At 68.4% G+C, this 9570-nt stretch carries 7 protein-coding genes; 4 read left to right on the plus strand and 3 right to left on the minus strand.

Going from position 1 to position 9570, the window contains the following annotated elements:
* Positions 1-72 precede the first annotated feature (72 nt).
* From prfB to F3J20_RS29035, 3 genes are all read right to left on the minus strand, one after another.
* Positions 73-1177, minus strand: a protein-coding gene (gene prfB / locus F3J20_RS29025) for a peptide chain release factor 2 (protein WP_167049897.1) whose coding sequence is annotated in 2 segments (ribosomal slippage) — positions 73-1095 and positions 1097-1177 — 1104 coding nt in all. Because the reading frame shifts where the segments join, the coding sequence is not laid out codon by codon here.
* A 191-nt stretch (positions 1178-1368) separates the two neighbouring features.
* Positions 1369-3075 (minus strand): single-stranded-DNA-specific exonuclease RecJ, encoded by a 1707-nt coding sequence (gene recJ / locus F3J20_RS29030; RefSeq protein ID WP_167285570.1) that lies wholly within the window; start codon positions 3073-3075, stop codon positions 1369-1371.
* Positions 3076-3151: 76 nt separating this feature from the next.
* Positions 3152-4399 carry a regulator gene (locus F3J20_RS29035; RefSeq protein WP_167285571.1) on the minus strand — a complete coding sequence of 416 codons (1248 nt, stop codon included), beginning with the start codon at positions 4397-4399 and terminating at the stop codon, positions 3152-3154.
* Between the two features lie 474 nt (positions 4400-4873).
* Between F3J20_RS29035 and F3J20_RS29040 the strand changes: the two genes are divergently transcribed.
* The 4 genes from F3J20_RS29040 to F3J20_RS29055 all read left to right on the plus strand — a co-directional run.
* Positions 4874-6127 (plus strand): lipoprotein-releasing ABC transporter permease subunit, encoded by a 1254-nt coding sequence (locus tag F3J20_RS29040; RefSeq protein ID WP_167049903.1) that lies wholly within the window; start codon positions 4874-4876, stop codon positions 6125-6127.
* Complete coding sequence (gene lolD / locus F3J20_RS29045; RefSeq protein WP_205193384.1) at positions 6120-6875, plus strand: lipoprotein-releasing ABC transporter ATP-binding protein LolD; 756 nt, start codon at positions 6120-6122, stop codon at positions 6873-6875. The genes F3J20_RS29040 and lolD overlap by 8 nt, the downstream gene beginning before the upstream one ends.
* A 35-nt stretch (positions 6876-6910) precedes the next feature.
* The gene (locus tag F3J20_RS29050; RefSeq protein WP_167285572.1) at positions 6911-7699 is read left to right on the plus strand and encodes a TatD family hydrolase; all 789 of its coding nucleotides are present in this window, start codon (positions 6911-6913) and stop codon (positions 7697-7699) included.
* Positions 7700-7811: 112 nt separating this feature from the next.
* Positions 7812-9570: ComEC/Rec2 family competence protein (locus F3J20_RS29055; protein WP_167285573.1), on the plus strand; the 1759-nt coding region annotated here is incomplete at its 3' end.

Below are 9570 nucleotides of genomic sequence, written 5' to 3' on the forward strand. Positions count from 1 at the left end.
ACGGACTGCGAGCAAAGACGGCAATCGGGGACCGCAGGCCATACCATGCCATGCCGGCCGCGCCGCCCGCGCTTAGACGCCCTGTTTCAGGCTCGCGCTGATGAACGGATCGAGGTCGCCGTCGAGCACGCTCTTCGTGTTGCTGATTTCGACGTTGGTGCGCAAATCCTTGATGCGGCTGTTGTCGAGCACGTACGAGCGGATCTGATGACCCCAGCCCACATCGGTCTTGCCGGCTTCGAGCTTGTCCTGCTCGGCCTGACGCTTGCGGATTTCCGCTTCGTACAGGCGCGATTTCAGCATCGCCATCGCTTCGGCGCGGTTGCGGTGCTGCGAGCGGTCGTTCTGGCATTGCACGACGATGCCCGACGGCATGTGCGTGATCCGCACCGCGGAGTCGGTCTTGTTGATGTGCTGACCGCCCGCGCCCGAGGCGCGATACGTGTCGATGCGCAGATCGGCCGGGTTGATGTCGACTTCGATCGAGTCGTCGATTTCCGGGTACACGAACACCGACGAGAACGACGTATGGCGGCCGCCCGACGAGTCGAACGGCGACTTGCGCACGAGCCGGTGCACGCCGGTTTCGGTGCGCAGGAAGCCGTAGGCGTATTCGCCTTCGATCTTGATCGTCGCGTTCTTGATGCCGGCGACGTCGCCTTCGGTCTGTTCGAGCACCTCGGTCTTGAAGCCCTTGCGCTCGCAGTAGCGCAGATACTGGCGCAGCAGCATCGAAGCCCAGTCGCACGCCTCGGTACCGCCGGCGCCGGCCTGGATGTCGAGAAACGCGTTGTTGGGGTCAGCCGGGTTCGCGAACATCCGGCGAAATTCCATGTCGGCGACGCGCGCCTCGATGGCCTGGGCATCGCCCTCGCAGGCGGCGAGCGTGTCGTCGTCGCCTTCCTCGCGCGCCATCTCGAACAGGTCCTGGGCGTCGCGCACGTCGTTCGTGATCGACGTGAGCTTGCCGACCGTGTCGTCGAGCAGCTTCTTTTCCTTACCGAGTGCCTGGGCGTGCTTCGAGTCGTTCCAGACGTCCGGGTCTTCGAGTTCGCGGTTGACTTCGATTAGACGCAGTGCTTTGTCGTCGTAGTCAAAGATACCCCCGTAGGTCGTCCGCGCGCTTGCGCAGGTCGGCCAGAGAGGCTTCGATCGCGTTGAGACGTTCCGCTTCCATGTCGATCTTTTATAGCTTCGTAAAAAAGGTGAAATTATAGCCGATCGGCACGCCGCGCCGGAGCCTTCGGGGCAATCCGGCGCGTGTTCGCAGTTGATTTTGCGGAGATTTTTCGCGGTTTCGCGAAGGACGGCGTGATCTGCCGGGGCGAGCGCGCCATGGGCGGCCGTGGCCGGCGTGCGCTGGCGGCGTCAGCTTGCCGCATGCTCGACGATCAGCTGCACGCGCGACACGCCGTTCCACGTATCGCTTGCGAGCCGGTAGGCGACGGTCGTGCGCGCGGGCAGCGTATCGGTATGGTTGAACCAGATCGCGTTGAAGCGCTGGCGGCCGCGCAACAGCTGCAGCTTCAGGTGCTTGTCCTTCACGAGCGCCTGCGAGGCGACCTCGAACTCGCCCGAAAACACCGGCGCCGGGAAGCCCTGGCCCCACACGGCCGCGTCGAGCATCTCGACGAATTGCGGCGTGAAGTACGCGTCTTCGAGCTCGCCGTCGGTTTCGACGGTGCGCGCGAGCGCCTCTTCGGACAGCCATTCGCGGCCGACCGCTTCGAACGCGGCCGTGAAGCGCGGCACGTCGGCGGCGGCGAGCGTCAGGCCCGCGGCCATCGCGTGGCCGCCGAACTTGACGAGCAGGTCCGGCTCGCGCTTCGAGATCAGATCGAGCGCGTCGCGCAGGTGAAAGCCCGCGATCGAGCGGCCCGAGCCCTTGACGGTGAGGCCGCTGTCGTCGGCGGGCGCGAACGTGAACGAGGGGCGGTGGAACTTCTCCTTGAGCCGCCCCGCGACGATGCCGATCACGCCCTGATGCCAGCCCGGATTGAACAGCGTGATCGTGGCCGTGCCCTCGGGGTTGACCGTCGAGAGATCGTCGAGCGCCTGCTGCTGCATGCCGGCTTCGATCTCGCGGCGCTCGCGGTTCATCGTGTCGAGTTGCTGGGCGAGTTCCCAGGCGCGGCCGACGTCGTCGGTGGTCAGGCATTCGATGCCGAGCGACATGTCCGACAGCCGGCCCGCCGCGTTCAGGCGCGGCCCGAGCGCGAAGCCGAGGTCGAAGCCCGAGGCGCTGCGCGCATCGCGCGCGGCGGCGCGAAAGAGCGCCGCGATGCCGGGCTGCATGCGGCTTTTGCGGATGCGCTGCAAACCCTGCGCGACCAGCACGCGGTTGTTGCCGTCGAGCTTCACGACGTCGGCGACGGTGCCGAGCGCGACCAGATCGAGCAGGCCGTCGAGGCGCGGTTCGGGCAATGCCTCGCCGAACGCGCCGCGGCGGCGCAACTCCGCGCGCAGCGCGAGCAGCACGTAGAACATCACGCCGACGCCGGCAAGGCACTTGCTCGGGAACGTGCAGCCCGGCTGGTTCGGATTGACGATTGCGCGCGCGGCGGGCAGTTCGTCGCCGGGCAGGTGGTGGTCGGTGACGAGCACGTCGATGCCGAGCGCGTTGGCGGCCGCGACGCCGTCGACGCTCGCGATGCCGTTGTCGACCGTGATCAGCAGATCGGGCTTGCCGGCCGCGCCGCACGCTGCCAGATCGACGATCTCCGGCGTGAGCCCGTAGCCGTGTTCCATGCGGTTCGGCACGAGATAGTCGATGCGGCCGCCGAACATGCGCAGCCCGCGCACCGCGACCGCGCAGGCGGTCGCGCCGTCGCAGTCGTAATCGGCGACGACGAGCATGCGGCGCTGTTGCTGGATCGCGTCGGCGAGCAGCGCGGCGGCCGCTTCGCAGCCCTTCAGTTCGGCGGGCGGCACGAGCCGCGCGAGGCCGGTTTCGACGTCCTCGGGCAGGCATACGCCGCGTGACGCGTAGAGGCGTGCGAGCACCGGATGCAGGCCGTGGCGGGTGAGGACTTCGGCGTCGACGGGAGAGCAGGCGCGCGTAACGATTCGGGTCATGCGAAAGGGCCGTAGGGGATTCGAAGGGGCTGGCGGTGGCGCATGGCATGGCTCAGGGGATGGCTCATGCGGTGGCTCACTCGATGAACAGCGAGGCCAGCACGCGCCGTCGCCAGAATTTGCGCAGATCGCCGCGCGTGACCGTCAGCGTCACGGAGCCGGTGTCGCCGCACAGCGTGAGGCCGAGTTCGGCGAGTTCGCCCGACTGCAAGGCCGCGAGCGCGGGCTCGAACCAGTCGGTTTGCAGCGCGGCGAAGGCCTGGTTCCAGCGCGCCCAGTCCTGTTCGATGTAGGGCGCGGAGAACGGATCGAGTTCGACGAGCGTGGCGCCTTGGCCCGGGCTGCCGGTGCCACCGACGTTGTCGTTGGCGCTGGCGCCGGCATCATTGCCAGGATTGCCGCCTGAACCGCCTGAACCGCCTGAACCGCCGGTCGACGCGGCGTCAGCGGCGTTTGCCATGTCCGCATGCTTGCCTCTCGTCGCACCGCATCGCGCCGCCGTCAATTCACCGAACGAAGCGGGCGGCGCGCCCGTTACCACGCCCGCGCTTAGCGCGAGGCCGCGCGTGGCCGTGGCATCGGACAACACCTGCGCGAACGGACTGCGCACCGGCCGCGCCGCGCCCTGCGCGTGAAACCAGATCGAATTGACGGCCGGCAGCCCGCGCGCCTCGCGCGCTTCGTTGACCGGATGCTCGAACCATGCCATCTGCACTTCGTTCTGCAGCTTCATCCACGCGCGCGAGCGCTCGCCCGAATGCGCTTCGTGCGGCAGCCAGATTTCGATGTTGCGGCCGCTCGCGCGCAGCGGCGAGGCGCCCGCGAGCGTACCGAACGCGTTGCTCGACAGATACCAGCGCGCCGGCTTCGGCGCCTCGATGCGCACGCCGAGTTCCTCGATCAGTGGACGCGCGACCGCGAGCAGCGCGCTCGCTTCGTCGTCGGACAGGTCGAGCGAAGCGGGATCGATCAGCACGAGGTGGTCATGCGCGATGCGCACGTGCACCGGCTGCACGCACGCCCATGTCGCGTTGCCGGGTTCGCCGCCGTCGGCGCGCAGCATGTAGGGCGCGAGCGGCGCTTCATCGGCGGCGGACGTCGCGCCGTCGGGCAGCGCGCCGAATTGCCGGGCGACCCAGCGCTCGTGCGGCAGCGTGCGCTGAAAATCCTCGCCGACCACGCGTTCGACGAGCGTCGCGCGCGCGATCAGTTTGTCGAGCGCCGGGCAGCGGATGTCGTGGAGGGCGGTGGAGGCGTCGGCCGCGGCGGGCAGCGCGAACGGCAGCAGAAGGTGGAGGCGGTCGGCAGGCATGATGTTGCGCATTGTAGGGTAAAGAGTGCGAATATTTCGACCGGAACGCTCACCGCGAGGCGGCCACGGGGCAGGTTGTAAGGCAGGACGATGCCGGATCGGATCGATATCGGACGGGCATGCCGGACGCACATAAGCGGGGTCAGTCAGCCGGGCGGTCCGGGTGCCTCGCGTGAGCCGGGCGAACCGGAGCGAACCCCGGCCCGCCCGTGCCGCGCTTGCAGGACTAGCAGGACAGGCGCGCGCCATACGGTTCTGCGCCACGGGACACGACCGGCACGGCCGTTGCGGGCCGTTGCATTATCCGGCGCCATTTGTATGGCAAACTTCGCGCTTGATCGCAGAAGGCGGTGGCCGCGCTTCGCACCCCACGCGGAACGATCCGCGCCGTCGCGAGCCCAACGATCACGACGCCCGGGCCGCACGGCGGGCGCCACGCGCCGGTGGTGCACAGCACTCAGTCGAAGAACGCAGAAAAGGATTCGCTTGAAATTTCCCTACGAATGGCAGATTGGCTGGCGCTACACGCGCGCCGGCAAACGCACGACCGGTAACGGCTTCATCTCGTTCATCGCGCTGGTGTCGATGTCGGGCATTGCGCTCGGCGTCGCGGCGCTGATCGTCGTGTTGTCGGTGATGAACGGCTTTCAGAAAGAGGTGCGCGACCGCATGCTGTCGGTGCTCGCGCACGTCGAGATCTTTTCGCCGACCGGCTCGATGCCCGACTGGCAACTGACCGCGAAGGAAGCGCGGCAGAACAAGGAAGTGATCGGCGCGGCGCCGTACGTCGAGGCGCAGGCGCTGCTCACGCGCCAGGACGCGGTGAGCGGCGTCGCGCTGCGCGGCGTCGAGCCGACGCTCGAACCGGAGGTGTCCGACATCGGCAAGGAAATGAAAGGCGGCAAGCTGACCGACCTCGTGCCGGGCGACTTCGGCATCGTGCTCGGCGCGGACCTCGCCGCCAATCTCGGCGTGCAGGTCAACGACAAGATCACGCTGGTCGCGCCCGAAGGCACGATCACGCCGGCCGGCATGCTGCCGCGCCTGAAGCAGTTCACGGTGGTCGGCATCTTCGAGTCGGGGCATTACGAATACGACAGCACGCTCGCGCTGATCAACATCAAGGACGCGCAGGCGCTGTTCCGGCTGCCCGCGCCGAGCGGCGTGCGGCTGCGCCTGACCGACATGCAGCGCGCGCCCGAGGTCGCGCATCAGCTCGCGCGCACCCTGTCGGGCGATCTCTACATTCGCGACTGGACGCAGCAGAACAAGACCTGGTTCTCGGCCGTGCAGATCGAAAAGCGCATGATGTTCATCATCCTCACGCTGATCATCGCGGTCGCGGCGTTCAACCTCGTGTCGTCGCTCGTGATGACCGTGACCAACAAGCAGGCCGACATCGCGATCCTGCGCACGCTCGGCGCGCAGCCCCGCTCGATCATGAAGATTTTCGTCGTGCAGGGCGTGACGATCGGCTTCATCGGCACGGCGACCGGCGTCGCGCTCGGCTGCCTGATCGCGTGGAGCATTCCGTGGCTCGTGCCGATGATCGAGCATCTGTTCGGCGTGCAGTTCCTGCCGCCGTCGGTGTACTTCATCAGCGAGCTGCCGTCCGAGCTGATTCCGGCCGACGTCGCGCGCATCGGCATCATCGCGTTCGTGCTCTCGGCGCTGGCCACGCTCTACCCGAGCTGGCGCGGCGCGAAGGTCCGTCCGGCGGAGGCGCTGCGCTATGAATGACCGCCTTGCCCATTCTTCAACCGAATCGTCCATGACCGCTCAGGCCCCCGCGTCGTATCCGTACGTGCTCGAAGCAACCGGCATTTCCAAATCGTTCGTGCAGGGCGGGCTGAACGTGCGGGTGCTCGACAATACGCAGCTTTCCGTGCGGCGCGGCGAGAAGCTCGCGATCGTCGGCGCGTCGGGCTCCGGCAAGAGCACGCTGCTGCACGTGCTCGGCGGTCTCGACGATCCGAGCGCGGGCCAGGTGTCGGTGCTCGGCAAGCCGTTCACGAAGCTCTCCGAGCGCGAGCGCAACGATCTGCGCAATCGCGCGCTTGGCTTTGTCTATCAGTTTCACCATCTGCTGCCGGAATTTTCCGCGCTCGACAATGTCGCGATGCCGCTGCGGATTCGCCGCGAGACGACCGAGGCCGCGCGCCGCGAGGCGCTTGCCGTGCTCGAACAGGTCGGCATGGGGCATCGTGCGAAGCATCGGCCGGGCGAGCTGTCGGGCGGCGAGCGCCAGCGCGTCGCGATCGCGCGGGCGCTGGTCACGAAGCCCGCCTGCGTGCTCGCCGACGAGCCGACCGGCAACCTCGACGGCGGTACCGCCGACACGGTCTTCAACCTGATGCTCGAACTGTCGCGCACGCTCGAAACGAGCTTCGTGATCGTCACGCACGACCCGGAGCTGGCCGGGCGCTGCGACCGCATCATGCGGCTGCGCGACGGCGTGCTGCACGAGGAGCCGCCGGTACCGGTTTGAGTGCGCGGGGGCGCCCGCCGCTTGCGAGACGACTCATGTGGATCGATACGCACTGCCATCTCGATGCTGCCGAATTCGACGCCGACCGCGACGCGGTCGCGGCGGCCGCGCGCGGCGCGGGCGTCTCGCGCATCGTGATTCCGGCGATCGGGCGGCAGAATTTCGCGGCGGTGCGCGAACTCGCGCATCGCGTCGAGGGCGGGGCGTACGCGCTCGGCATTCATCCGCTCTGCACGCCCGGCGCCGACGATGCCGACCTCGACCTGCTGCGCATGGAGATCGAGGCGAGTCTCGACGATCCGCGCTTCGTCGGCATCGGCGAGATCGGGCTCGACTATTTCGTCGAAGGTCTCGACGACGCGCGCCAGCAATTCTTCTACAACGGCCAGTTGCAGCTCGCGCGCGAATTCGATCTGCCGGTGATCTGCCACGTGCGCAAATCGCAGGATCAGGTCATCAAGGGGCTGCGGCGGCATCAGATCCATCGTGGCATCGCCCACGCATTCAACGGCAGTTTCCAGCAGGCTCAGGCGTATCTCGACCAGGGGCTGCATCTCGGCTTCGGCGGCAATCTGACGTTCGAGCGCGCGCGGCAAATCCGGCGTCTCGCCGAGCAACTGCCGTTCGATGCGCTCGTCGTCGAGACCGACGCGCCGGACATCGCGCCGTCGTGGATGTACAGGCAGCGCAACTCGCCCGAGCAGATTCCGGCAATCGGCGCGAGCCTCGCGCAGCTGCGCCATGTCACACCCGACTCAGCCGCCCTAGGCACAACGGCTAACGCGCTCGCCGCGCTGCCGCGACTCGCGCTTTCCTCTGCATAATCGATTCCATTGATTGAAGGGTTCGCGCCGGGCGACACCCCCGCCCGGCGGGCTTGCTGTCGCCTGTTCGCCGCGCGTGGGTTCGCCTCGCGTGGGGCGGCGCGGAGGGCGGATGCGAGCAGTGTGGTGCGGTTTTGCGTTGGGTGTGATCGGCTTGCAGCGGCAGGCGGCATTGCCGCGGATGGCCGGCTGGTGGACGCTGGTTTTGCTGGGTGGCGCGGCGCTGGGTGTGGCGATTTGGGGCTTGCGGGAACGCGCCGCGACGCCCCTTGCGTACGGGCGCGCGTTGCCGCTCGCACACGGGTGTGCGTTGCCGGATTCGCCGGCGTGGCGGTGGGCGTGTTGCGTGTGCCGCATGTACGACGAGGCGCGCGTGCGGCGGGTGATCGGCTGGAGCGCCGTGTGGTGCGCGGCAATCTGCGCGGGCTTCGGTTATGCCGCCGTGCGCGCGCACACGCGGCTCGCGGTGAGCCTGCCGCACGCGTGGGAAGGGCGCGATATCGAGGTCGCCGGCAGCATCAAGGGTTTGCCGTCGCATGACGAGAAAGGCGCGCGATTTCTGTTCGAAGTCGAGACGAACGATGCCGGGCTCGCCGCTTTTCCGCAGGTGATTCAACTCTCGTGGATCGCTCGCGACACACCGGCGCCGCCGCTCGAACCCGGTCAACGCTGGCGTCTGCCCGTGCGGTTGAAGCGTCCGCACGGCAATGCGAACTTCGGCGTGCGCGATGCCGAAGCGAGCCTGCTCGCGCGCAACGTGCGGGCGGTCGGCTACGTAAGCGCGGCGGATCGCGCGGTGCGTTTGCCGGGCTATGCGCGCGGGCTTGCGGTGTGGGTCGACCGTTCGCGTGCCGCGTTGCGTGCGCGGATCGACACGGTGCTCGCCGATGCGCCGCATCGCGGGATCGTCGTCGCGCTCGCGACCGGCGCGCAGGACGAAGTGAGCGCCGCCGACTGGCAACTGATGCGCGGCACCGGCACGAGTCATCTGGTGGCGATTTCGGGGCTCCATATCGGCTTCGTCGCGGGACTGGCCGGCTGGCTGGCGGCCGCGGTATGGCGGCGCTCGGGCTGGCTCGGCCGCGCGTGGCCGTTGCGGTTGCCCGCGCAGATCGTCGGCGTGACGGCCGGTGCGCTGTTTGCCGCCCTGCATGCGGCGCTCGCAGGCTTCAACGTGCCGGCGCAGCGCACGCTGTGGATGGCGGCGGTCGTCGCGCTGGCATTCGTCGGCGGGCGCAATCTGGCGCGCTCGACGGTGTTTGCGTGGGCGCTCGGGCTCGTGCTGCTGATCGATCCGTGGGCGGTCGTGTCGGCGGGATTCTGGCTGTCGTTCTGCGCGGTCGGCGCGATTCTGTTTGCGATGTCGGGGCGGCCGCGCGTGCGCAGCCGTCTGCGCGGGCGGGGCGATGAACGTTGGGGCGAACGCGGCGATGAATGCGGCGGTGAATGCAACGAGGCCGCCCCCGGAACCGGCCTGCGGGCGCTGCGCGCCGCTTCGAGTCGGCGTTTGCGTGCGTTCGTCGAGCGCCTGCGCGGCGCGGTGCACGTGCAGATCGCGGTGACACTCGCGCTCGCGCCGCTCACCGTCTACTGGTTCGCGCAGATTCCGCTCGTCGGGCCGCTGGCGAACGCGTTCGCGATTCCGTGGGTGAGTCTGCTCGTCACGCCGGCGGTGCTCACGGGCGTTGCGTTGCCCGCGCCGCTCGACGCATTCGCGTGGCACGTCGCCCATACGTTGCTCGACGTGCTCGCGCTCGGCCTGCAGGGGTTGACGGGGCCGCGCTGGACGCTCTGGTGGTTGCCGCAACCCGCTGCATGGGCGCTTGCCGCGGCGGCGGTCGGCGTGCTCTGGTGCCTCGCGCCACGCGGCT

The sequence above is a fragment of the Paraburkholderia sp. Cy-641 genome (assembly GCF_011752945.1).
Taxonomy (GTDB): Bacteria; Pseudomonadota; Gammaproteobacteria; order Burkholderiales; family Burkholderiaceae; genus Paraburkholderia.